The sequence below is a fragment of the Arthrobacter sp. SAFR-179 genome (assembly GCF_059414945.1).
In genome coordinates this window covers 155,171-177,846 of record NZ_JBPFDM010000003.1, presented here as the reverse complement: position 1 = coordinate 177,846, position 22,676 = coordinate 155,171, and the positions used below count along the sequence as shown (strand labels likewise).

The 22,676-nt window shown below is 66.6% G+C and carries 21 protein-coding genes and 2 riboswitches; of the genes, 14 read left to right on the top strand and 7 right to left on the bottom strand.

The annotated features are described in order from the left end of the window. Positions 1 to 36: 36 nt before the first annotated feature. From tdh to ACR65K_RS07750, 6 genes are all read left to right on the top strand, one after another. Positions 37 to 1,083, top strand: a complete 1,047-nt coding sequence (tdh, locus tag ACR65K_RS07775) for an L-threonine 3-dehydrogenase (protein ID WP_440152088.1) — start codon at positions 37 to 39, stop codon at positions 1,081 to 1,083. A gap of 9 nt (positions 1,084 to 1,092) precedes the next feature. Then, on the top strand, positions 1,093 to 2,289 hold the full coding sequence (locus tag ACR65K_RS07770) for a glycine C-acetyltransferase (protein WP_440152086.1): 1,197 nt from the start codon (positions 1,093 to 1,095) through the stop codon (positions 2,287 to 2,289). Positions 2,290 to 2,329: 40 nt separating this feature from the next. Then, a complete protein-coding gene (locus ACR65K_RS07765; RefSeq protein WP_440152085.1) occupies positions 2,330 to 3,460 on the top strand; it encodes an NAD(P)/FAD-dependent oxidoreductase in 1,131 nt (376 codons plus the stop codon). An 11-nt stretch (positions 3,461 to 3,471) separates the two neighbouring features. Beyond that, positions 3,472 to 4,683 (top strand): imidazolonepropionase, encoded by a 1,212-nt coding sequence (gene hutI, locus ACR65K_RS07760; protein WP_440152083.1) that lies wholly within the window; start codon positions 3,472 to 3,474, stop codon positions 4,681 to 4,683. A gap of 100 nt (positions 4,684 to 4,783) precedes the next feature. Continuing rightward, positions 4,784 to 5,572: a DeoR/GlpR family DNA-binding transcription regulator gene (locus ACR65K_RS07755; protein ID WP_056338641.1), complete on the top strand. Its 789-nt coding sequence runs from the start codon at positions 4,784 to 4,786 to the stop codon at positions 5,570 to 5,572. A 69-nt stretch (positions 5,573 to 5,641) separates the two neighbouring features. After that, positions 5,642 to 6,421, top strand: coding sequence for a CPBP family intramembrane glutamic endopeptidase (locus ACR65K_RS07750; RefSeq protein WP_056338638.1), 780 nt, complete (start codon positions 5,642 to 5,644; stop codon positions 6,419 to 6,421). 534 nt (positions 6,422 to 6,955) lie between these two features. On the opposite strand, the gene ACR65K_RS07745 is transcribed toward ACR65K_RS07750, so the two are convergent. The 3 genes from ACR65K_RS07745 to ACR65K_RS07735 form a co-directional block, all read right to left on the bottom strand. Then, positions 6,956 to 8,827 carry an HNH endonuclease signature motif containing protein gene (locus ACR65K_RS07745; RefSeq protein ID WP_440152081.1) on the bottom strand — a complete coding sequence of 624 codons (1,872 nt, stop codon included), beginning with the start codon at positions 8,825 to 8,827 and terminating at the stop codon, positions 6,956 to 6,958. A 191-nt stretch (positions 8,828 to 9,018) separates the two neighbouring features. Next, on the bottom strand, positions 9,019 to 9,657 hold the full coding sequence (locus ACR65K_RS07740) for a VOC family protein (RefSeq protein WP_056338627.1): 639 nt from the start codon (positions 9,655 to 9,657) through the stop codon (positions 9,019 to 9,021). 47 nt (positions 9,658 to 9,704) lie between these two features. Continuing rightward, complete coding sequence (locus tag ACR65K_RS07735; RefSeq protein WP_440152080.1) at positions 9,705 to 9,833, bottom strand: hypothetical protein; 129 nt, start codon at positions 9,831 to 9,833, stop codon at positions 9,705 to 9,707. A gap of 42 nt (positions 9,834 to 9,875) precedes the next feature. After that, positions 9,876 to 9,990, top strand: a riboswitch (SAM riboswitch). 43 nt (positions 9,991 to 10,033) lie between these two features. On the opposite strand from ACR65K_RS07735, the gene ACR65K_RS07730 reads away from it, so the two are divergent. From ACR65K_RS07730 to ACR65K_RS07715, 4 genes are all read left to right on the top strand, one after another. Then, complete coding sequence (locus ACR65K_RS07730; RefSeq protein WP_440152078.1) at positions 10,034 to 11,356, top strand: bifunctional o-acetylhomoserine/o-acetylserine sulfhydrylase; 1,323 nt, start codon at positions 10,034 to 10,036, stop codon at positions 11,354 to 11,356. 102 nt (positions 11,357 to 11,458) lie between these two features. Continuing rightward, a riboswitch (SAM riboswitch) is annotated at positions 11,459 to 11,574 on the top strand. Between the two features lie 12 nt (positions 11,575 to 11,586). Continuing rightward, positions 11,587 to 12,702 carry a homoserine O-acetyltransferase MetX gene (gene metX / locus ACR65K_RS07725; protein ID WP_440152077.1) on the top strand — a complete coding sequence of 372 codons (1,116 nt, stop codon included), beginning with the start codon at positions 11,587 to 11,589 and terminating at the stop codon, positions 12,700 to 12,702. A 163-nt stretch (positions 12,703 to 12,865) separates the two neighbouring features. Continuing rightward, positions 12,866 to 14,248, top strand: coding sequence for an MFS transporter (locus ACR65K_RS07720; RefSeq protein WP_056338619.1), 1,383 nt, complete (start codon positions 12,866 to 12,868; stop codon positions 14,246 to 14,248). 9 nt (positions 14,249 to 14,257) lie between these two features. Further along, complete coding sequence (locus ACR65K_RS07715) at positions 14,258 to 15,400, top strand: zinc-binding dehydrogenase (RefSeq protein ID WP_440152076.1); 1,143 nt, start codon at positions 14,258 to 14,260, stop codon at positions 15,398 to 15,400. A 32-nt stretch (positions 15,401 to 15,432) separates the two neighbouring features. Here ACR65K_RS07715 and ACR65K_RS07710 read toward each other — a convergent pair whose 3' ends face one another. Further along, positions 15,433 to 16,335 (bottom strand): LysR family transcriptional regulator, encoded by a 903-nt coding sequence (locus ACR65K_RS07710; protein WP_440152314.1) that lies wholly within the window; start codon positions 16,333 to 16,335, stop codon positions 15,433 to 15,435. Between the two features lie 141 nt (positions 16,336 to 16,476). Between ACR65K_RS07710 and mmsB the strand changes: the two genes are divergently transcribed. Both mmsB and ACR65K_RS07700 read left to right on the top strand, forming a co-directional pair. Further along, complete coding sequence (mmsB, locus tag ACR65K_RS07705; RefSeq protein ID WP_440152075.1) at positions 16,477 to 17,397, top strand: 3-hydroxyisobutyrate dehydrogenase; 921 nt, start codon at positions 16,477 to 16,479, stop codon at positions 17,395 to 17,397. Between the two features lie 35 nt (positions 17,398 to 17,432). Further along, positions 17,433 to 18,917, top strand: a complete 1,485-nt coding sequence (locus ACR65K_RS07700; RefSeq protein ID WP_440152074.1) for a CoA-acylating methylmalonate-semialdehyde dehydrogenase — start codon at positions 17,433 to 17,435, stop codon at positions 18,915 to 18,917. 101 nt (positions 18,918 to 19,018) lie between these two features. Here the strand turns inward: ACR65K_RS07700 and ACR65K_RS07695 are convergent, their stop codons facing one another. Both ACR65K_RS07695 and ACR65K_RS07690 read right to left on the bottom strand, forming a co-directional pair. Next, a complete protein-coding gene (locus tag ACR65K_RS07695) occupies positions 19,019 to 19,594 on the bottom strand; it encodes a hypothetical protein (RefSeq protein ID WP_440152073.1) in 576 nt (191 codons plus the stop codon). Positions 19,595 to 19,643: 49 nt separating this feature from the next. Next, complete coding sequence (locus ACR65K_RS07690; RefSeq protein ID WP_440152071.1) at positions 19,644 to 20,513, bottom strand: SGNH/GDSL hydrolase family protein; 870 nt, start codon at positions 20,511 to 20,513, stop codon at positions 19,644 to 19,646. Between the two features lie 78 nt (positions 20,514 to 20,591). Between ACR65K_RS07690 and ACR65K_RS07685 the strand changes: the two genes are divergently transcribed. Beyond that, complete coding sequence (locus ACR65K_RS07685; RefSeq protein ID WP_056338603.1) at positions 20,592 to 21,242, top strand: alpha/beta hydrolase; 651 nt, start codon at positions 20,592 to 20,594, stop codon at positions 21,240 to 21,242. Between the two features lie 56 nt (positions 21,243 to 21,298). Here the strand turns inward: ACR65K_RS07685 and ACR65K_RS07680 are convergent, their stop codons facing one another. Further along, positions 21,299 to 21,529, bottom strand: a complete 231-nt coding sequence (locus ACR65K_RS07680) for an RNA-binding S4 domain-containing protein (protein ID WP_440152070.1) — start codon at positions 21,527 to 21,529, stop codon at positions 21,299 to 21,301. A gap of 32 nt (positions 21,530 to 21,561) precedes the next feature. Between ACR65K_RS07680 and ACR65K_RS07675 the strand changes: the two genes are divergently transcribed. After that, positions 21,562 to 22,557: a DMT family transporter gene (locus tag ACR65K_RS07675; protein WP_440152069.1), complete on the top strand. Its 996-nt coding sequence runs from the start codon at positions 21,562 to 21,564 to the stop codon at positions 22,555 to 22,557. Positions 22,558 to 22,676 lie beyond the last annotated feature (119 nt).

Here is a 22,676-nt window from a genome sequence, read left to right as displayed (position 1 = left end):
GACCTCTGATTTACACGCGAAGAAGTAAGGACGCCAGTGAAGGCCCTCTACAAGGCCGGCCCGCACGCCGGTTTCGAACTCGTTGACCGGCCCGAGCCTGAGGCCGGCCCGGCGGACGTGAAGATCCGGGTCATGACCACGGGGATCTGCGGCACGGACCTGCACATCCAGTCCTGGGACTCCTGGGCCCAGGGGATCATCGAGGCGCCCCTCATTGCCGGCCACGAGTTCTACGGCGAAGTGGTGGAGGTGGGGGAAGATGTCCGCGACGTCAAAGTGGGTGACCGGGTCTCCGGTGAAGGCCACGTGGTGTGCGGCATTTGCCGCAACTGCCGGGCCGGCCGGCGCCAGATGTGCATTCACACTGTCAGCGTGGGAGTCCAGCGCGACGGTGCCTTCGCCGAGTACGTGGTGATTCCCGAAACCAACGCCTGGGTCCACCACGACCCCTCCGTCACGCCGGAGTTGGGCGCCATCTTCGACCCGTTCGGCAACGCTACCCACACAGCCCTGAGCTTCCCGCTGGTGGGGGAGGACGTCCTGATCACGGGCGCCGGCCCCATCGGCCTGATGGCCATCGCGGTCGCCCGGCATGCAGGGGCACGCAAGATTGCCATCACGGACGTTTCCAAGCCGAGGCTGGACCTGGCCCGGCAGCTCGGGGCGGACCTTGCCATCGACGTCTCCACCACCCGCGTCCGCGACGCCCAGCGCGAGCTCGGCATGCGCGAAGGCTTCGACGTCGGAATGGAAATGTCAGGCCACCCTTCCGCCCTGCCTGAGATGATCGACAACATGAACCACGGCGGCCGGATCGCCATGCTGGGGCTGCCCAGCCAGGAGATCACCATCGACTGGGGCAAGGTGGTCACCCACATGCTGACCCTCAAAGGCATCTATGGCCGCGAGATGTACGAAACCTGGTACGCCATGAGCGCCATGCTCTCCTCCAACCCGGTCCTGCACGCGGGCATCTCCGCCGTGGTCACCGATACGCTGCCGGCCACCGAGTGGGAGAAGGGCTTCGACATTGCCCGCAGCGGCGTGGGCGGCAAAGTTGTCCTCGACTGGACCCGACTGTAAGGAAAACCCATGTACACCTCCATCAAGGACCAGCTCCACGACGAGCTGGAAGAAATCCGCACCGCCGGGCTCTACAAGACCGAACGCAGCATCAGCTCGCCGCAGTCCAGCCACATCACGGCCGGCCGGATCGGCGGCCCGGGCGCGGACGTGCTGAACTTCTGCGCGAACAACTACCTGGGCCTGGCAGACCACCCGGAGATCATCAAGGCCGCCAAGGCTGCCATGGATGAGCGCGGCTTCGGCATGGCCAGCGTCCGCTTTATCTGCGGAACCCAGGACCTGCACCTGGAACTCGAGGCCCGGGTCTCCAAGTTCCTGGGGACCGAAGACACCATCCTGTTTTCCAGCTGCTTCGACGCCAACGGCGGCGTCTTCGAATCCCTCTTCGGTCCCGAGGATGCGGTCATTTCCGACGCCCTGAACCACGCGTCCATCATCGATGGCATCCGCCTGTGCAAGGCCCGCCGCTACCGTTACGCCAACCAGGACATGGCAGACCTCGAGGCCCGGCTGCAGGAGGCGCAGGACGCCCGCCGGAAGATCATCGTCACGGACGGCGTGTTTTCCATGGACGGCTACCTGGCCCCGCTGGAAGCCATCTGCGATCTGGCCGAGAAATACGACGCCCTGGTGATGGTGGATGACTCGCATGCCGTGGGCTTCATGGGTTCCACCGGGGCGGGCACTCCTGAACATGCCGGGGTGTCACACCGGGTGGATATCTATACCGGCACGTTCGGCAAGGCCCTGGGCGGGGCGTCGGGCGGCTACGTTTCCGGCCGCAGGGAGATCGTTGCCATGCTGCGGCAGAAGGCCCGGCCCTACCTGTTCTCCAACTCACTGGCGCCCGCCATTGTGGCCGCCACCCTCAAGGCGCTGGACCTGGTGGAAAATTCGGCCGACCTGCGCCGCCGCCTGTTCGAAAACGCCGAACTCTTCCGCCGCCGCATGACCGAGGAGGGCTTCGACCTGCTTCCCGGGGAACACGCCATTGTGCCGGTGATGTTTGGCGACGCCGTCATGGCCGCCAAGGTGGCTGACCGCATGCTGCAGCACGGCGTCTTCGTCACCGCCTTCAGCTTCCCCGTGGTCCCGCGGGGTGCCGCGAGGATCCGGGTGCAGCTGTCGGCTGCACATTCAGCGGACGACGTCGAAGCGTGCGTGGGTGCCTTCGTCGCCAGCCGTGCCGAGGCAGCAGCCTGACGGGCGTTCCACGGGACGCGAACTCTGCGAGGATGGACGGATGGCAGCACATTACGATGTCCTGATCGTGGGCGGCGGCATTGCCGGCCTGTCCCTGGCTTCCGAGCTGGCCGGCCGCTGCAGCGTGGCGCTGGTGGAGGCTGAGCAGGATCTGGCGTACCACACGTCCTCCCGCTCGGCCCGCCAGCTGATCCCCAGCTACGGCCCTCCCGTGGTGCAGGAACTCACGGTCCGGACCCTTGAGCTGATTGCGGCCCGGGACGCGGAACTGCCGGAACCGGTCCTGACGCCGCGCAGTTTCATGCTGATTGGCTCAGAGGCGGATGTTGCCGCGGAGGCCAGCGGGCATATGCAGGCCGTCACCGTGGACCGGGCGCTGGAGCTCTGTCCTGTCCTGCTCCCGGAAACCTTTGCCGCCGCCGGGCTGGACACCGGATCCTATGGCTGCAATGCGCCCCTGCTGCTGGCCGACCACCGACAACGCGCTGAGGCGGCCGGCGCCGACATCATCACCGGCGCCCGCGTGCATTCAGCGCAACGGCTGGGTTCCGGGTGGCAGGTAGGTGCCGGTGCCGAGGGCTTCGAAGCGGGAATCCTGGTCAACGCGGCCGGTGCGTGGGCCGACGAGCTCGCGGTGCTCAGCGGTGTGGAGAAGCTGGGGCTGCAGCCGTACCGGCGCACTGCGGCGATTGCCGCCGTCGAACGCCCACTGCCTGCCGCCACCCCCATGGTGGCGGCCGCGGACAAAACGTTCTACTTCCGCCCGGACGGCGGCGATGTCCTGATTTCACCGTCCGAAACCGTGCCCAGCGGTCCCGAGGACGCGCAGCCGCGGCCAGGCGACGTGGAACGCCTCGTGGAGAGGCTGAACTCTGTCACCAGCCTGGGGATCACCGGAATCCGCCGGGCCTGGACCGGCCTGCGGACCGAAGCCGCCGACGGGGTTCCGGTGGCCGGGTTCGATGCCGAAGCTCCGGGCTTCTACTGGCTTGCCGGGCAGGGTGGCTACGGCTTCCAGGCTTCTGCTGCCATGGCTGAGCTGGCGGCCACCCAGATCCTTGCTGGCCAGGCGGCGTCCGGAAGCGCGACGCCTGGAGATGCGGCCGGCGACGGTCCGGCATCCCGGACAGTGCAGGCCCTGGCTGCCAGCCGGTGGTCCATCCGACGCTGAAGAATGGTTCCATGAGTACCCTGATCACGAATATTGCCGAGCTGATGACCCAGGACCTGGAACACCGGGTACTGAAGGATGCCGCGGTAGTGGTCGAAGGGGAACGGATCTCGTGGATCGGCGCCGCGGCGGATGCCCCGGCAGCGGATGACGCAGTGGACGCCGGCGGCCGGGCCATGCTCCCGGGGTGGGTGGACTCCCACAGCCACCTGCTGTTCGCCGGAGACCGTACCGCAGAATTCGAAGCCCGGATGGCGGGGGAGGCCTACGCCGCCGGCGGCATCGCCGTCACCATGAATGCCACCCGTGCCACGTCGGATTTCGACCTCACCCGCCTGGCCATGGGCAGGGTTGCCGAGGCGGTTTCGCAGGGGACGACGTACCTGGAGACGAAGACCGGCTACGGCCTGGATATCGGGAACGAGGCCCGGAGCGCGCGCATCGCCGCCACCGTAGCAGACCAGGTGACCTACCTTGGCGCCCACTTGGTACCTGCCGGCCAGGACCCGGAGGAGTACACCGACCTGGTCTGCGGGCCGATGCTTGACGCGGTCCGCCCGTACGTCCAGTGGGCCGACGTCTTTTGCGAGGAGGGTGCGTTCACGGCGGAACAATCCCGGCGCGTGCTGACAGCCTGCCGCGATGCCGGCCTGGGCCTGCGCGTGCACGGCAACCAGCTGGGCGAGGGCCCTGGCGTGCAGCTTGCCGTGGAGCTGGGCGCGGCGAGCGTGGACCACGTCAACTATCTGGCCCGGCAGGACGTCAAGGCCCTTGCGGCTTCCTGGTCCGGGTGGGACGCCGCCGCGGGAACCGGTGAGCGGGGCACGGTGGCCACCTGCCTCCCGGCCTGCGACCTTTCAACCCGGCAACCGTTGGCCCCCGCCCGCGAGCTTCTCGACGCGGGAGTGCAGGTGGCGCTTGCCTCCAACTGCAACCCCGGCACGTCGTACACAAGTTCAATGGCATTCTGTGTCACCACGGCTGTCCTCCAGATGCACCTGAGCGTGCACGAGGCCGTCCGCGCGGCCACTTATGGCGGTGCGCTGGCGTTGCACCGGGAAAGCGGCCGTGATGCCGACGGGGAACGCGCCGTGGGGTCCATCGCCGTCGGGCACCGTGCCGACCTGCACCTGCTGAATGCTCCTTCCGCGACGCATCTCGCTTACCGTCCCGGCATGCCGTTGACGTACGCTGTGTGGCGGGCGGGAGCCAGGGAGCGGTAGTCCCAGCCACGGTTCTGATTGTTCCTGATTCTTTCTCTTGGTTTATAATCAGGAAACGTCATCGATAGTGGTGGCTGATGTATCGAAAGGCCCCGTTTGCATGACGCGTACTGACCGGCTGACGGCGATCCTTGACCTGCTGGCCAGGACCGGGCAGGTGGAGGTTGACGAGATTGTCAGCACCCTCAATGTCTCCCCGGCCACTGCGCGGCGGGACCTGGACAGCCTCGCCAAACGGCGGCTTTTGACGCGTACCCGTGGTGGCGCCACCACCGGCGCCCTCGCTTACGATCTTCCCGGCCGCTATAACCGCGACGACCACGCGGAGGCCAAGGAACAGATCGCCCAGTGTGCCTCGGCGTTGATCCGGCCCGGGGCGGTGGTTGGCCTGTGCGGAGGGACAACCAGCACCGCGCTCGCGCAGATCCTCGCCACCCGTGAGGACCTGAACGCCCCGTCCAACCAACCCACCCTCACCGTGGTCACCAATGCCATCAACATCGCCGGGCAACTGGCCGTGCGGCCCAACATCAAGGTGATGGTCACCGGCGGAATCCTCAACCCGCGGTCCTATGAACTCGTAGGTCCCTATACGGACATCATCATGCAGAAGGTGGTGCTGGACATCGCGTTCATCGGCGTCAACGGCATTGATCCCGAAGTCGGTCCAACCAACACGGGGGAGGGGGAGGCATCCGTGAACGCCCTGCTCGCCAGCAGGGCCCGGGTGTCCTATGTCCTTGCCGATTCCTCCAAGGTGGGCGTGCGGGCCTTCGCCACCATGGATGGCTACCACTTCACCCGGCTCATTACCGATGCCGGCATCTCACCCCGGGACAAGGCAGCCTTTGAGGCCAACGGCACGGAAGTGATCGTCGCGCCCGCCTGATTTCCGGGGAGTCCAGTGGTTCGGCAGTTCCATCAGCCCGGATCCAGAAACTGAAGGCAAGATGGGAACATGCTGGTTCCCTCCCGCCGTCGCCTGCGGCTCGAAGTATGGATCGTCCTGGGCCTGTCCCTGGGCCAGTCGGCTGTCTACTCCGTGGTGCAGCTGCTGGACAAGATGACCCGTGCCCCGCTGGCAGAGGGCACCTCCACCTTGAACCGCTCCCAGAGCACCCGTGAGTACTTCGATCTCACGTACCAGCTGCTGGACATCATCTTTGCCCTGGTGCCGGTGCTGCTGGTCCTCTACTTCCTTACGGACCAGCGCCAGGCAGGGCCAGGTGATGCCGGGAACTCCCGCTCGGCGTTCCAGAAGCTCGGGTTCAATTTCGCCCGGCCCGGGAAGGATCTGCTGCAGGGTATGGGCCTGGCCGCGCTGATCGGCATACCCTCACTGGGCCTCTATGCGGCCGGCCGGGCGCTGGGGATCACCACCGCCATTATCCCCAGCGCCCTGGATGCCTACTGGTGGACGGTGCCTGTACTCATCCTGTCCGCCATCCGCCACGCAGTACTTGAGGAAGTCATTGTGGTGGGCTACCTTCTGGACCGCTTTGGCAAGTTCGGCTGGAGCATGCCGCTGGCCATCGCGGTGAGCTCCCTGCTGCGCGGCAGCTACCACCTGTATCAGGGCTTCGGTCCCTTCATTGGCAATGCCGTGATGGGCGTGCTCTTCGCCTGGCTGTACACACGAACCCGCCGGGTCATGCCACTCGTCATCGCCCACGCACTGCTCGACGTCGTGGCCTTCGTGGGTTTCAGCCTGTTCGGCAAAGCCGTGGGGCTGGGGTAGGGCCTGGAACATCGGGCGGGAACGGCTGTCAGCAGCTGGTTTCGAGGAGACCTGTTCGCGCTGCCTGTTGATCATTAGATGGCTTTCGTGGATCGTTTGGGTCATGAGTCCCGGGCCGCGGTTGACACTCTTGGCGCTGTTTGCGGCCACCATGCTGGCCGGACTTCTGGTTCTTGGGCGGTTGTGGTGGGTCCATCAGCAAACATCGGACTGGGTTCTGTGGCCCAAGGAGATTCCTTCACGGGTGCAGTTCGCCGGCCGTGACTACAACTGTGGCCCGACTCCCGCGATGGCACGCCACGAGGTGAGCGGAATGACGCGACAAGGCACGACAGCAGGTGGGGCCGAGATCCTTGCGGAACCTCCTTTGGGCGAAGCAAAGGTCTTCATCCTGGTTCGAACGGCTGAGGGGACGTTTGGTTGCGGCCTGCTGGGCGGTCCCTGATTTTCCAGTGACCCCTTCCTGGGCCACGGGCCGTTGCTATACGGAGACCATCCCATTCTGGGGCCTGAGGCGATTGCGGTTCGCTGCCGTCACAACAGCGACAGCAGCAACTGCCAGTCCGCCTGCGGGTCAGGCGGCAATACGAAGGGCTTCGCGTAAAAGTCGTCCCATAGCGGATCCGTCGGTGAAAGGTGGTCCGGGTCCAGCAGGTTGTCGCCGTCAGGTTCCTCAGGTTCAGGTGCCTCCAGCTCCGGCAAGGCTTCCAGCGATGTTGGCGCCCCTGCAAGCAGCGGTTGGCAGGGCAAATCCTCCACTGGTCCTGCGACATTGCGCCCTCCGGCCTGCCCTGAGGCTGCGGCAACCGATGGCGCTGGTACACCCGTCGCAAGTGGTGCGGCTTCCGGTGCGAGGATGGATGTATCCGACGGCCATATTCCTGGTGGCCAGTGGGTTGGTTCGGTGTTGGGGTGTTCGGGTTTGTAGTGGCGGCCGGTTGGTGAGGTCCATCCGGGCGGTCCGTTGTGGGTTGCGGGGTCGGGGATCCATGGCCGTGCGTGCTTGAGCCGGTGATGTTTGGGGCAGAGTTGTGCCAGGTTGTTGGTGCCTGTGGTTCCGCCGTGTTCCCAGGCGGTGAGGTGGTCGGTGTCGTTGTCAGGGGTGTGGTTGCTGCAGCCGGGGAAGGTGCATTTGCCGTCGCGCATCCGGATCCATTGTTTGATGGTTTCCGGGAGGCGGTAGCGGGTGCGGCCGATCTCCAGTGGTGCGCCGTCGCGGGGGTCGACCAAGACCCGGTAGAAGGATTCCGCACCGTCCGCGACGAGTTTCCGGGCCATGGACGCCGGGATGGGGCCGAAACCGTCCAGCACCGCGGGTTCGTCCGTCTGGCCGAGCAGGGAGAACACCGGGACCATGACCAGCACGTCGGCCCGCGGAGTGGGGACTTTCCCGATTTCCGTGGTGGCTCCCAGACCGGCCGTGCCGGAGACGCTGCCTGCACCCGGCGCGCTCCCGGGACCCGGGGCGCTCCCGGGACTCGGGGCGGTATCAGTAGCGGTTGCCTCAGCCGGGACGCTCCCGGAACGTGCGGCGGCGTCAGCGGCATTGGTGGTGTCTCTGTTAGCAGGCAGGCCGGCGCCGAGGAGTAGTGATGCGGCGATGTCGGGGCGGAGTTGGGTGATGGTGCGGGGTTCGTTGGGGCCTTGGAGGCCGCGGGCGGTGGCGGTGGTGCGGTTCCAGATGGCGCAGGCGGTGTCGCCGGGGAGGTGGAGCGAGTTCCAGGCCATGCCGTCGCGGTCCGGGGTGTATTCCATCCGCCGGTCCGCGACACCCTTGGCGTGGCGTTTCTCCAGGGTTTCGGGGTGGTGGCGTTCCCGCCAGTTACGGACCTTCGTCCGGAACCGGGAGGGCACGAGCTCACCCGGTGGGGCGCCGCGGGCCGGGTTGGGTGCGTCGGGGTCGAAGAAGTGGGCCACGAGGCCGGCGGCGCCGTCGGGGGTGAGGCCTTCGGTTTCGTCGGCAACGATTTTGGCGTGCTGCCAGGACAGGTCCCCGGCGGACAACGCTGCCAGGAGTGGCGGGAGGGAACAGACCCGGCGGGATTGCTCCACGAACGCCCCGGCAGCGCCGGAGCTGATGGTCAGGACCCCTGCGATTTCCTCCACTGCTGACATCTCCGCGAACGTGCGCTCCCGCACCGGGGCGTCCGGGGCAAGCATCGCGTACTGGAACCCAACGGCCTCGGCAACATCACGGGCTTCCACGGCAGCGAGCTGAGCCCTCAAACGGCACGAGACTTCAAGCCGTTCCAGCCGGAGTTCGTACCGCCGCTGCAACACATCCACGTCAGCCCCAACACCAACCCCGGAAGCCAGGAAAGCATCCTCAGCAGCAAGCGCATCAAGCGCAGCCACGGAGGCATGAACACCCTCCAAAGCCACCTCAACACCTGCGCCAATTCCCATACGAACATCATCCAACGGGGGTCTGACAATCGAAGTTCGCAGGCATCTTTGCGGGCCTGGCAGTCACTTAAATGAATTCGGCCGCCATCGGGTAGTGACGCCGTTGTCACCACCTGATGGCGGCCGAAGCAGGTCCGGGCAATGGCCCGGCAAACCCACTCCCGGACATGCCGGGAAGGAGGGATGGAGTGTCAGATGGTGACGGCTCCGTTGGCGGTTTCGAACGTGACCGACAGGATTCCCGGCGTTCCGTGCGGGGCCACCCACTCAACCGCAACGTCCTCAAGCGGCTTCTCCACCGGCTCACCCAGCCACTCGGTCACCCGGGAGGCGGAGCCGGCGATGGTCAGGCAGCTCATTTTGATGTTGCTGGGGTAGGCGTTGGACGGGTGCAGCGACGGGTCACCTTCCCACTTGAGCATGTACGGGACCTGGGGGTCGGCGATAAGGCCAAGGATGCCAATCTGCTTCCAGACCAGCTCCCGGCCGTCCGGGAACTTGCGGTTGCCGTTTACGGCGGCGCGGCCAAGGCGGGTCTCGAAGGGGGCGAGGTCGTCCACTTCGACGCACCAGCCCATCCAGCCGCCACCGGCCGCGGAACGGGCACGCACTGCCTGCCCGAATGGTGCCTTATCCGACGCCGGGTGGTCCAGGACCTCCACGACTTCCAGGTACTTGTGCCCGGCGAGCGGGATGATCATATTCCGGGTTCCGAACCGGGGGTGGACCCCGCCCTTCACTGCCTCAACGCCGAGGGCAGATGAAATACGTTCGGTAGTGGCCGCGAGGCCATCGGTTTCACAGGCGTAAGAGACGTGATCCATGCGCATGGCAACATCTTGGCACTTTGTGATCCGGCTCTCAGCTAAGGGTACCCTTACTGGAAACGCGGCCTGCGGAAAGTGCCGGAAACAGTGGCAAGCAGGACGACGGCGGCGTCCCCGAGCGGATGCCGGAGGGCCACCGCGCGCAGCACGAAGGCACACCCGAAGACCTTGTTCGTCACAATGCTGTCCTCAGCGGCCGCCCGGTTCCTAGACTGGGCGCAGGTCATGAGCGCCAGCGCCAAGCCCCGGCTCGCTGGCCGGCAACCCTCCATCCGCGGTGGGGTGCCCCGGGTGAGGACCTGGCTGTCCGGCACCAGCCGGCAGCAAGCGCGGCCCGTACTGCTCCATGCATGCCGGGCCCATGTCAAAGGAGATTTGGATGTCCAACGGATGGTCCTTCGAAACCCGCCAGATCCATGCAGGCCAGGAAGTGGACAGTGCCACTGGAGCCCGTGCCCTGCCGATCTACCAGACCACGTCCTTCGTGTTCCCCAGCGCCGAAAGTGCAGCCAACCGCTTTGCCCTGGCTGAACTTGCCCCCATTTACACCCGGATCGGCAACCCCACGCAGGACGCCGTCGAACAGCGGATCGCCAGCCTTGAGGGAGGCCTGGCCGCTTTGCTGCTCAGCTCCGGGCAGGCAGCGGAAACCTTCGCGGTCCTGAACATCGCGGAGGCCGGGGACCACATCGTGGCCAGCCCCAGCCTTTACGGCGGAACGTACAACCTGTTCGCCCACACCCTGAAGAAGTTCGGCATTTCGGTCACCTTCGTGGACGATCCGGACAACCTGGACCAGTGGCGCGGCGCCGTGCAGGCGAACACCAAGCTCTTTTTCGGCGAAGTGGTGTCCAATCCCCGCCAGGACGTCCTGGATGTCGAAGGCATCTCCGAGGTGGCCCACCAGGCAGGCGTGCCGCTGATCGTGGACAACACCCTGTCCACCCCGTACCTGATCCGCCCGCTGGAGTGGGGCGCCGACATCGTGATTCACTCGGCCACCAAATACCTGGGCGGCCACGGTTCGGCCATTGCCGGCGTCATTGTCGATTCCGGGAAGTTCGACTTCAGCAAGGATCCTGAGCGGTTCCCCGGCTTCAACACTCCGGACCCCACGTACAACGGCCTGGTCTACGCACGCGACCTGGGAGAAGGCGGCGCACTCGGAGCCAACCTGTCCTACATCCTCAAGGCCCGGGTCCAGCTGCTGCGCGACCTCGGCTCGGCCGTGTCCCCGTTCAACGCCTTCCTGATCTCCCAGGGCCTGGAGACGCTGAGCCTGCGGGTGGAGCGTCACGTTGCCAACGCCACGGAGGTGGCGCGCTGGCTGGAAGGAAGGGACGACGTCGAATCCGTCGCCTACGCGGGGCTGCCCTCCAGCCCCTGGTACGAACGTGGCCGCAAGTACGGGCCCAAGGGGACGGGTGCCGTGGTGGCTTTCAACCTGGCCGGCGGGGCGGAGGCGGGCAAACGCTTCGTCGACGCCCTTGAACTGCACTCCCATGTTGCGAACATCGGCGACGTCCGCTCCCTGGTCATCCACCCGGCGTCGACCACCCACAGCCAGCTTTCGCCTGAGCAGCAGGCAGTGGCGGGGGTGAACCCGGGACTGGTCCGGCTGTCCGTCGGCCTGGAGCACATCGATGACATCCTGGCCGACCTGGAAGCGGGCTTCCGCGCAGCTAAGGGCGCCGCGGCCTAAGACAACAGCCGGGGCTGCAGTGAGTGCCGCCGGCAAGCCGGGAAAGTCACAACCAGTCACACTCTTGGCTTGGAACGGGGGGTGTTTCGTACACTCGAACCAGGTCATGAGTGCCAGTGACAGCCCCGGCTTGCTGGCCGGCAACCCTCCTTCCGCGGTGGGGTGCCCCGGGTGAGGACCTGGCCTGCCGGTCAAATGACGGCAGGCAAGCGCGTAGAAGAGGTCTTGCCATGACGGTTACCGTCGCCCGAACCACCATCCCCGAACACGGAATCGTCCGCTACGCCTCGATCGGGGGACTGGACCTTGAAGCCGGCGGCTACCTGCCGGACGTCACGCTGGCCTACGAAACGTGGGGCACGCTCAATGCGGACGCCAGCAACGCCGTCCTGATCGAGCATGCCCTGACCGGAAGCACCCATGTGACCCGCGGCGACACCGACGAAGAAGGCTGGTGGGAACAGCTGGCCGGCCCCGGTGCGCCCGTGGACACGGACAAGTTCTTCGTGGTGTCCATCAACATCGTTGGCGGCTGCTACGGATCAACGGGCCCGTCGTCGGCCGCCCCGGACGGCGCCCCCTGGGGTTCCCGTTTCCCCCTGGTCACGCTGCGCGACAGCACGGTGGCGGAGGCCCGCCTGGCAGACCAGTTGGGCATCAAGAGCTGGTTCGCGGTCCTGGGCGGCTCCATGGGCGGTGCCCGTGCCCTGGAGTGGGCTGTGACGTACCCGGAGAGGGTGCAGCGCTGTGCCGTCATCGCCGTGGGGGCCGCGAGCACGGCCGAGCAGATCGCCTTCGCGCAGGCCCAGACCCTGGCCATCCGCCAGGATCCGAATTTCAACGGCGGCGACTACTACGGCGGTCCCAGCCCCGAAGAAGGGCTGGCCCTTGCCCGGCGCATCGCCCACATCACATACCGCTCAGCAGCCGAACTGGAAGGCCGCTTCGGCCGTTCGCCGCAGGCGCCCGAGTCGCCCCTGAAGGGTGAAGTCCTGGCCGCCCGGGGCCGGTACCAGGTGGAAAGCTACCTTGACCACCAGGGCAACAAGCTGGTCAAGCGCTTCGACGCGAACAGCTACATTGCCCTGACCGAAGCGTTGATGAGCCATGACATCTGCCGGGGCCGGGGGACCCTCGCCGAGACCTTGGGCCGCTCAACCGCACGCTTCCTCGTGGCCGCCGTCGACTCCGACCGGCTCTATTTCCCGTCCCAATCCCATGAACTGGCCCAGGCCCTGCCAGGGGACGTCGGAGTGCACGTCATCCAGGCGCCGATCGGGCACGACGGGTTCCTGACCGAGATCGGCCAGTTGGGCGGCCAGCTGCGGGGCAGCTTCCTGGCCTGAGGCCCCCATGTGCATTCCTGCAGATGCCTTCTGCACTAATCGGCGTTGAGGTTGCACCGAAGGCAGACCATACTCATTCAAATCCGGCGTTCGTGGTGTGCATCACACCCGGCCGCCATTGACTGGTCCCAGTGGTGTCGACGACGACGCCGAAGGAGTTCACATGAGTACGGAAAGCTCCGCCGCAAGGCGTACAGAGGAAACCGACATCAAGGCCTCAGGGCTCAAGAAGGTGGTGACGGCCTCAATGGCCGGAACCGTCGTGGAGTGGTATGAGTTCTTCCTCTACGCATCCGCCGCCACCCTGGTGTTCGGGAAGGCCTTCTTCCCCAACGCCGGCACCGAACTGGACGGCATCATCGCCGCCTTCCTCACCTATGCGGTCGGCTTCGTGGCCCGCCCCATCGGCGGAATTGTCTTCGGCCACTTCGGCGACAAGTTTGGCCGGAAGAAGCTGCTGCAGCTGAGCATCATCCTGGTGGGCGTCTCCACCTTCCTCATGGGCTGCCTGCCCACCTTCCAGCAGATCGGCTACTGGGCTCCCGCCCTGCTGGTGGTGCTGCGTTTTGCCCAAGGCTTTGCGGTCGGCGGGGAATGGGGTGGCGCCGTCCTCCTGGTGGCAGAGCACAGCCCCAGCAAGTCCCGCGGGTTCTGGGCCAGCTGGCCGCAGTCCGCAGTGCCGCTGGGGAACCTGCTGGCCACGGCCGTGCTGTTCATCCTGTCTTCCACGCTGACCCAGGACGCCTTCCTGGGGTGGGGCTGGCGCGTGGCTTTCTGGCTGTCCGCGGTGATCGTCCTGATCGGCTACTACATCCGGACCAAGGTCAACGACGCACCCATCTTCCTGGAGGCCCGCAAAGAGGTCGAGGCCGGCCACAAGGGCTACGGTGTGGCCGAAGTGTTCCGGCGGTATCCCCGCGGCGTCTTCACCGCCATGGGCCTGCGCTTCGCGGAAAACATCCTGTACTACCTGGTGGTCACGTTCTCCATCACCTACCTGAAGACCGTGGTGCAGGCCGACACCACCCGCATCCTGCTCCTGCTGCTCCTGGCCCACGCCGTTCACTTCGCGGTGGTGCCCATGGTCGGCAAGCTGTCGGACCGCTTTGGCCGTAAACCCGTTTACATGGCCGGCGCCATCATGGGTGCCACCTGGGGCTTCTTCGCCTTCCCCATGATGGATACCAGGAACGATGCCATCATCCTTGCCGCCATCATGATCGGGCTGGTGTTCCACGCCTTCATGTACGCAGGGCAGCCTGCCATCATGGCGGAGATGTTCCCCACCCGGATGCGGTACTCAGGGGTGTCCCTCGGCTACCAGGTGACCTCGATCGTGGCAGGTTCACTGGCTCCGATCATCGCCGCCTCGCTCCTGGGCACCTACAAGTCCTCCGTCCCCGTGGCTGTCTACCTGCTGATCGCCTGCGCCATTACCGCCGTCGCGGTCTTCTTCCTGAAGGAAACCCGCGGCATCTCGCTGCACGACGTGGACGCCGCCGACGCCCAGGGCACCGCCGACCTCCTTGCCGCCAACAAGAAGTAGCAGGTTCCCATGAAAGCCGCCGTCCTGTACTCCACCGTTCCGGCCCCCACCCCGGGGGCCGGCCCCGGGAAGCGGACCTACTCCGACGCCGGCCCGCTGCTGGTGCAGGAACTGGACCAGCCGGAGCCCCGCGCCGGTGAGCTTGGTGTTGCCATCACCTACTCCAGCCTGTGCCATTCGGACCTCTCGGTGGTGGACGGTTCCCGCGTCCGGCCGCTTCCCATGGCCCTCGGCCACGAGGCCGTGGGGCGGGTGGTCTCCCTCGGCGAAGGTGTGGAAGACGTGTCGGTGGGCGACCACGTGGTATTGGTCTTCGTGCCGAGCTGCGGGAAATGCCGGGCCTGCCTGTCGGGCAGGCCGGCCCTGTGCCACCGCGCAGCGGAGGTCAACGGCTCCGGGGACCTCCTGCACGGGCCGGCGCTGCTGCGGACGCCGGCGGGCGAGCGCATCAACCACCACCTTGGCGTCTCGGCCTTTGCCGACTACGCGGTGGTCGCCAGGGAATCGGTGGTGGTGATTGACGACGACGTCCCGGACACGGTTGCCGCGATGTTCGGTTGCGCCGTGCTCACGGGAATGGGTGCCGTCCTGAACACCGCCGGCGTCAGTCCAGGGCAGTCCGTGGCAGTCTTCGGGCTCGGCGCGGTGGGCCTGTCCGCCGTCATGGCAGCGCGCCTCGCGGGGGCAGCCAGCGTGATTGCCGTCGATCCAAACCAGGGCAAGCACCAGCTCGCCCGCGACGCCGGGGCCACGTCGGTGGGAACGCCGGAGGACGCGGCCCGGCTGATCGCGGAAGCCTCCGGTGACGGCGTGGACGTCGCCATCGAAGCAGTGGGTTCGGCGGGCGTCATTGCCTCCTGCCTGGAGCAGGTCACCCGGGGAGGCGCCGTGGTGTCGGTGGGCCTGCCCCATCCGTCCGCCCAGTTGACGGTACCCGCCCTGCAGTTCGCCGGGGCGGGAAAACGGCTGCTGGGCTCCTACATGGGGGATGCGGTGCCCTCCCGCGACATCCCGAAATACCTCGGATTCTGGCGGGAGGGCAGGCTGCCCGTTGAGCTGCTGCACACCGACACGCGGCCGCTGGGCGAGATCAACGAGGGCCTTGACGCGCTGGCATCCGGGCAGGTGGTGCGGCGGCTCTTCCAGGCCTGAGCTCTTCCAGGCCTGGGCTCTTCCGGACCGGCCTAACCTGCCAGCAGCCCGGCGCGCTCCTTCATCTCCTCTTTGAGGGCCGCAATCACGGCCTGCACCGGGGCGGAGCGGAGCGACTCCGGGCGGGCAACGGCCCAGATGGGGAGCTGCCGCTCGAAGTCGGCGGCCAGGACGGGTACGAAATTGTCGGATTCCGCCACCATGAAGTTGGGCAGCAGGCCAATGCCCGCGCCCTGCCGGACGGCCTCCACCTGGGCGAACACGCTGGTGGCCTGGAAGCTTGTCCTGGGGACGGGAAGTTCCGATGACCAGCGCGGCCCCAGCTCCGCTACCTGGAGCGCGGACTCTACGTACGAGACAAACCCGTGCTGCCCCACGTCGTCGAGCCTTTCCGGCAGGCCATGCCGGGCGGCGTAGGCGGAACTGGCGTAAAGGCGCAGGTAGTAGTTGCTCAGGAAGATGGTCTGCGCGCTGGTGACGTCAGCCCGGCCCACCACAATCTCCAGGTCCACTCCTGACCGGTTCTGGCTGACTTTCCGGGTGGCGCTGAGCACCTCAACGTTCAGCTGCGGATTCTGCTGCTGGAGCCGCACCAGCGACGGGGCCACGAACACCGCCCCGACACCGTCCGAGGTGGCCACACGGACCAGGCCGGCAAGGGCGCTTTGGTCCTGGTTGATCACGCTCGACAGCGAGCCAAGGGTGTTCTCGATGGCCTCCGCCGCATCCACGGCCGCCGCGCCGAGTTGCGTCAGTTCCCAGCCGTGCGGGCTGCGTTCCAGGGTGCGGCCGCCCAGCTGCTTGTCCAGGGCGAGGATGCGGCGGGAAATGGTGGTGTGGGTTGTCCCCAGTGTTTCCGCCACGGCGTTGAAGCGGCCAAGTCGTGCAACCGTCAGCAGGATTAGCAGGTCGTCGGGGCTGGGCAACCGTCTCAGGTCCACGCCGGTCCTTCCATAGATGTGCAGCGATGCACATGGCCTCTGTGATTTTTCCCCTTGATTGCACTGTAGCAGGGTGTGATCGTTGACACAGACACGCCGGCAGCAAGGCTGGACTGAAAGCAAAGGAGCTTACGCATGGCAGTTATCGGTTGGATCGGCCTGGGCAACATGGGCGGCCATATGTCCGTGAACCTGGTGAAGGCCGGGCACGATGTCCGCGGTTTCGACCTCAATCCGGCAGCCCTGGCAGCCGCTGAGGCGGGTGGCGTCAAGCGGACCGCCAGCATCGCCGAAGCGGTGGAGGGTGCAGATGCCGTGTTCACCATGCTGCCGAAGGGGGAACACGCCCGGGCGGTGTATCTGGGCCAGGACGGGGTACTGGCGCACGCGGACACCCGCACGCTGCTGATTGACTCCTCGACCATCGACGTCGCCTCGGCGCAGGAACTGCACGACGCCGCTGCTGCCGCCGGCTTCCGCTTTGTGGACGCCCCGGTGTCGGGCGGAATGAGCGGGGCCGAGGCGGGAACGCTGACATTCATGGTGGGCGGCGAAGAGGGCGCCGTGGCGGACGCCACGGACTACATCGGCCCGATGGCCGCAAACATCATCCCCACGGGTGGGGCCACCACAGGGCAGGCCGCAAAGATCTGCAACAACCTGATGCTCTTCATCAACCTCGCCTCCACCGCCGAGGGCGCAGTGCTCGCCGACCGGCTGGGCCTGGACAAGCAGGTTTTCTGGAACATCGCCTCGGTCTCCTCGGGTGACTCATGGGCGCTGCGCACCTGGTACCCGGTGCCCGGCGTGGTTCCCACCGCGGCCTCGAACAACGACTTCGCACCGACGTTTACCACCGAGCTGGCGAACAAGGACATTGGGTTGGCCATCAGCGCGGCCGAGGACACCGGCACACCCCTGCAGATCGGCAGGCACGTCCAGCAACTGTTCCAGCGCCTCATTGACGAAGGTGATGCGGGCAAGGACTGCTCCATGATCATCAAGCTCGTGGACGGCTCACTCGAGACCGCCCGCCCGGAATCGTCCACCAACTAGCCCCGCCGCACGCAACGCAGGAAAAGAGACTCCCCTTGGAAACCATTCCGCACTACATCAACGGCACCCGCATCAGCGACGCAGACCGCTTCGGTCCGGTCTTCAATCCCGCCACCGGTGAACAGGACAAGCAGGTGGCGCTTGCCTCGGCGGCCCGCACGGAGGAAGCCATAGCGGCTGCCCGTGCTGCGCTCCCTGCCTGGCGGGCCACCAGCCTGGCCAGGCGCACCACGATCTTCTTCAAGGTCCGCGAAATCCTGAACCAGCGGAAGTCCGAACTTGCCGCGATCCTCACCAGCGAGCACGGCAAGGTCCTCTCCGACGCAGAGGGCGAAATTGCACGCGGCCTTGAGAACATCGATTTCGCCACCGGCCTGTCCCACATGCTCAAGGGCGAGCGGTCCGAGCAGGTCTCTACGGGAGTGGACGTGCACTCCGTCCGCCAGCCCGTGGGTGTGGTTGCCTGCATTACGCCGTTCAACTTCCCGGCCATGGTGCCGCTGTGGATGATCGGCAGCGCCCTGGCCTGCGGCAACACCGTGCTGCTGAAGCCCAGCGAGAAGGACCCGTCCGCCGCCGTCTTCATCGCCGAGGCTTTCGCCGAAGCGGGCCTGCCGGCGGGTGTGCTGAACGTGGTCCAGGGGGACAAGGAAGCCGTCGACGTCCTGCTGGAACACCCCGACGTCAAGGCAGTGAGCTTTGTCGGGTCCACGCCCATCGCCCAATCGATCTACAAGCGGGCGGCAGAACACGGCAAGCGGGTACAGGCCCTGGGCGGCGCAAAGAACCACATGGTGGTGCTTCCCGACGCCGACCTGGACATGGCTGCCGACGCTGCGGTTTCGGCCGCCTACGGTTCGGCCGGCGAACGGTGCATGGCGGTCAGCGTCCTGGTGGCCGTGGGCAACATTGCCGATGACCTGGTGAAGGCAATTTCCAGCCGCATGGCAGACCTCAAGATTGGTGCCGGCACCGACCCCGCCTCGCAGATGGGTCCCCTGATCACCGCAGAGCACCGGGACCGCGTGGCCTCCTACATATCAGGAGCCGAAGGCGAAGGTGCCACCGTGGTGGTGGACGGGCGCTCGCAGCAGTTCGATTCAAACGGGTTCTTCATCGGCGTCAGCCTGGTGGACCACGTCAAACCGGGCATGAAGGTGTACGACGACGAGATCTTCGGCCCGGTCCTGTCCGTGGTCCGCGTCGACACCTACAGCGACGCCGTGAAGCTGGTCAACGACAACGAGTTCGGCAACGGCACCGCCATCTTCACCCGTGACGGCGGGGCGGCACGGCAGTTCGAGTTCGACGCCGAAGCAGGCATGGTGGGAGTCAATGTGCCTATTCCGGTCCCGGTAGGCACCTTCTCGTTCGGTGGCTGGAAGAACTCGCTGTTCGGCGACACCCACATGTACGGCCCGGACAGCATCCGGTTCTACACGCGGGGCAAGGTGGTGACCACGCGCTGGCCGGATCCCGCCACCTCGGTGATTGACCTGGGCTTCCCGCAGGTGGATTAAGCACAGGTGCACTAAAACAGCAGGCCGGGGACCGGTAATCGGTCCCCGGCCTGCTGTTTTAGTTGGCATGCCTCTTCAGTTCGGAAGCCTCAGTGGATTGGCTAGCCGTTCATGATGTCGCTGCGCCGCTTCATGTACTCCTCCATGGACAGCTCACCATTGCTGTACTGCTGGTCCAGCTCCGCGAGCTTGCGGGCACGGAACCCCTGCGGTGCGGCCGGCGGCGGGGGAGTGGCCGGCGTTGAAGGCTGGCCCGGACCCTGCTGCGCGGGCGGCTGTTGGAAGGGCGGCTCCTGGAACGGCGGCTGCTGGAACGGCGGCTCCTGCGGGGCACCGTAGCCGGGCCCCGGCATGGGCGGTTGCCCGTACTGGTGGGGCAGCGGCTGGGGGTCGCCCGTGGGCTGCGGCCGCTGGATGCTGCGGAAGCCCCCGGAGAAGTAGTCCTGCTGGGTGTAGCCGTCGCGGGGCTGGTTGCTCTGCGGCCCCGCCGAGCCCGGGTATTGGCCCGGGAACCCGCCTTGTCCGTACTGCCCCGGCTGCTGTCCCGGGAACTGCTCCGGGAAGCGGCCGGGCAAGCCCTGGTCCCGGTCCCGCCGCGCCATGGAGCGCCGGTACATCCGCATGGCCATGGGGATGACGAAGGACAGGATGATGATCCAGAAAAACAAGCTGCTCACGGTGCCGCGCCTCTCGAGTGTTGTCCTTCCAGCCTAACCCCGGGTGGCCCTACCGGCGGCTGGGCTCCGCCGTTCCCAGCGGACCTTCGCCGGATCCCAACGGAACGCCCGGGCCGAAGACGGGACCTGGCGTCGGCCGCTTTGCCGTGATGCCGTCACCGGAGGACTGGCGGCGCAGGCGGCGCAGCACCCACGGCACAAAGTATTCGCGCGCCCACACCATGTCCCCGCTCCGGGCCTCGCGCCACGTGCGCGGCGGCAGCGGCTTGGGCTGCAGCGGTTCCAGGGAATGCTCCACGTTCAGCGCGTCCAGCACCATGGCCGCGATGGTGTGGTGGCCCAGCGGGGAGAAGTGGAGCCGGTCCTGGTCCCACATCTGTGGATCGCTCAACTGCCGCAGCGACCACATGTCGGCGATGATGGCGTCGTGCCGCGCCGCCACCGTCCGCAGGTTCTCGTTGTAGATGGCCACCTTGCTGCGGATCCTGCCGAGCACCGATGAACCCGTGTCCGGTCCGTTGAACAGGACCACGGTGGCGCCGCCCATGGAGAGGATCTGCACCACGGAATCGAGCTTCTCGGCCAGCGTGTCCGGGTCTCCGCCGGGGCGGATCAGGTCGTTGCCGCCCGCGGACAGGGTGACCAGGTCCGGCTTCAGCCCCAGGGCAGGGGCCAGCTGCTGGTCCACGATTTGCTGCAGCAGGCGGCCGCGGACGGCAAGGTTGGCATAGGCGAAGTCAGGTTGTGTCCGGCCCAGCTCCTCCGCCACCCTGTCAGCCCAGCCGCGGTGGCCGCCGGGGCTTGAGGGTTCGGGGTCGCCAATGCCCTCGGTGAAGGAATCGCCCATCGCCACGTAGCGGGTCCACGGATGGGATCCGCGGTGCGCGGGCAGGGCCTGAATGTCACTTGTGTCAGTCACGGTCCTATCCTGCCTTCCGCCTCATCGCCTACGCGAACGTAGGTTGTTACCTCTGGGTAACTGATATGAATGGAAACCATGACTGACGCCGAAGTATTTCCTGCCCCCGTTGTCCTGTGGTCCCATCCCGAGGACCAGCGCACCGGCAAGCCGCTCCTGGTGCTCCTCCACGGCTACGGCGCCAATGAGCAGGACCTGCTCAGCCTGGCCGACCTGCTGCCCGGGGACTTCGCCGTCGCATCCGTGCGGGCCCCCATCGCCATGGGCCCCGGCTTCACCTGGTTCCCGCTCACGGCCTCCATCGACTACTCCCTGGAAAGGGTCAAAAAGGCCTCGGCGTACGTGCTCGACTGGATCGACACCATCCGCGTGGGGCACCCGTCCGTGACCCTGCTCGGTTTTTCCATGGGCATGGCCATGGCCACCACGCTCCTGCGGCAGCGGCCCACGGACTTCGCTGCCGTCGTCGGACTCTCCGGCTTTGTGGTGGACGCCGCCGGCGACCCCTCCTTCAAGGACGACGAACTGGACGGAACCGTGCCCGTGTTCTGGGGCCGGGACCAGCAGGATCCGGTGATCACCCAGGACAAAATCGAGTTCACCATGGGCTGGGTCCGCAAGCACGTCAAGCTCACCAAGGTGCTCTACACCGGCATGTGGCATGGCATCAACCAGCAGGAGATCGGGCACGTGGGGGAGTTCCTCACCCATGAGGTGCTGAACAAATAGGCGTACGACGGCGGCTCGGCGGCCTGGGAAGCCGGCCCGCCGCCGGGGGCCGGGGGTCAGGCCTCCGGCGCCACCACCTTCACCGAGTGGCCGTTGACGGTGACGATGTCACCGTCGTGCAGCTGGCGGCCACGGCGGTCGTCGATTTCGCCGTTGACCTTGACCAGCCCGTTCTTGATGAGGTCCGCCGCCTCCACCCCGTCCTCCACGAGGTTGGCGAGCTTCAGCAGCTGGCCCAGCCGGATCATGCTGTCGCGGATGGGGACGTCGTCAATGGGGTTGCTCATACAGCAATAATGCCTGAACTAAGGTGGATTCAATGACCTCCCCTCCCCGCCTGCCAGTGCTCGCAGGCCTGCCGCTGGCCGTGGGTTCCGGCCTTGCCATCCCAGTCCAAGGGCGCATCAACGGTGCCCTGGGTGCCCGGCTCGATGACGGAATCGCCGCCGCGGCCGTGAGCTTCAGCACAGGGCTGCTGGTCATGATCATCATTTCGCTGGTCCTGCCGCGCGGCCGCGCCGGGCTGGCAAGCATCCTCCCGGCAGTCCGCAGCCGTGCCTTTCCCCGCATCTACGTGGTGGCCGGTGCCATCGGCGCATTGTTCGTCTTTGCCCAGTCCTTCACGGTGGGCATCCTGGGCGTAGCCCTTTTCACGGTGGCCACCGTGACCGGACAGACCATAAGCGGCCTGCTGGTGGACCGCATGGGAATCGGCCCGGCCGGGAAGAAATCCGTCACCGGCATCCGCATCATCGGCTGTGTCCTCACCATCGCCGCGGTGGCATGGGCGGTGTCGCCCCGGTTCAGCGGCGCGGGGGCCGGCTCCGACGGCGATCCCACCGCCCTGCTGCTTCCCATCCTGCTGCCCGTGGCGGCGGGCTTCCTCATGAGCTTCCAGCAAGCCATGAACGGCACCGCCACCGTCCACTACGGCACACCAATCGCGGCAACGCTGGTCAACTTCGTGGCCGGCTGCACGGTGCTTTGGGCCGCGCTGGCGGTGAAGCTGGCCGTAGCCGGCCCCGCCAACCCGCTGCCGACCGAATGGTGGTACTACCTGGGTGGACCCATGGGATGTGTCTTTATCGGCCTCGGCGCCCTCCTGGTCCGCAGCCTGGGCGTGCTGGTCACCGGGCTCGGCATGATTGCCGGGCAATTGCTGGGCTCGCTGGCCCTGGACCTTGCACTGCCCACGCCGGGTACCGTCGTCGCTCCGGCCACCGTCCTCGGGACCCTGCTGACCCTCGCCGCGATTATCCTGGCAACCCTGCCCTGGCCGCGGGGCGCGCTCCGGAGGCAGCGGCCGGTACGCTAGGACACGAGCTTTCCACCATCTTCCTTCATTCGCCCCGGCGGGCAGCCCACTGTGCCTCCAGGCATACGGCGGCCGGGGCCCGACAACCCGCGGACCGCACCCAGCGGCCCTGTAGAAAT

Coding starts and splice junctions, on each gene's coding strand:
- ACR65K_RS07715 (WP_440152076.1), top strand. CDS start 14,258: ATGAAAGCCGCCGTCCTGTACTCCACCGTTCCGGCCCCCACCCCGGGG.
- ACR65K_RS07740 (WP_056338627.1), bottom strand. CDS start 9,657: ATGCGCATGGATCACGTCTCTTACGCCTGTGAAACCGATGGCCTCGCG.
- hutI (WP_440152083.1), top strand. CDS start 3,472: ATGAGTACCCTGATCACGAATATTGCCGAGCTGATGACCCAGGACCTG.
- metX (WP_440152077.1), top strand. CDS start 11,587: ATGACGGTTACCGTCGCCCGAACCACCATCCCCGAACACGGAATCGTC.
- ACR65K_RS07765 (WP_440152085.1), top strand. CDS start 2,330: ATGGCAGCACATTACGATGTCCTGATCGTGGGCGGCGGCATTGCCGGC.
- ACR65K_RS07720 (WP_056338619.1), top strand. CDS start 12,866: ATGAGTACGGAAAGCTCCGCCGCAAGGCGTACAGAGGAAACCGACATC.
- ACR65K_RS07745 (WP_440152081.1), bottom strand. CDS start 8,827: ATGGGAATTGGCGCAGGTGTTGAGGTGGCTTTGGAGGGTGTTCATGCC.
- ACR65K_RS07755 (WP_056338641.1), top strand. CDS start 4,784: ATGACGCGTACTGACCGGCTGACGGCGATCCTTGACCTGCTGGCCAGG.
- ACR65K_RS07770 (WP_440152086.1), top strand. CDS start 1,093: ATGTACACCTCCATCAAGGACCAGCTCCACGACGAGCTGGAAGAAATC.
- ACR65K_RS07685 (WP_056338603.1), top strand. CDS start 20,592: ATGACTGACGCCGAAGTATTTCCTGCCCCCGTTGTCCTGTGGTCCCAT.
- ACR65K_RS07750 (WP_056338638.1), top strand. CDS start 5,642: ATGCTGGTTCCCTCCCGCCGTCGCCTGCGGCTCGAAGTATGGATCGTC.
- ACR65K_RS07730 (WP_440152078.1), top strand. CDS start 10,034: ATGTCCAACGGATGGTCCTTCGAAACCCGCCAGATCCATGCAGGCCAG.
- ACR65K_RS07680 (WP_440152070.1), bottom strand. CDS start 21,529: ATGAGCAACCCCATTGACGACGTCCCCATCCGCGACAGCATGATCCGG.
- ACR65K_RS07675 (WP_440152069.1), top strand. CDS start 21,562: ATGACCTCCCCTCCCCGCCTGCCAGTGCTCGCAGGCCTGCCGCTGGCC.
- mmsB (WP_440152075.1), top strand. CDS start 16,477: ATGGCAGTTATCGGTTGGATCGGCCTGGGCAACATGGGCGGCCATATG.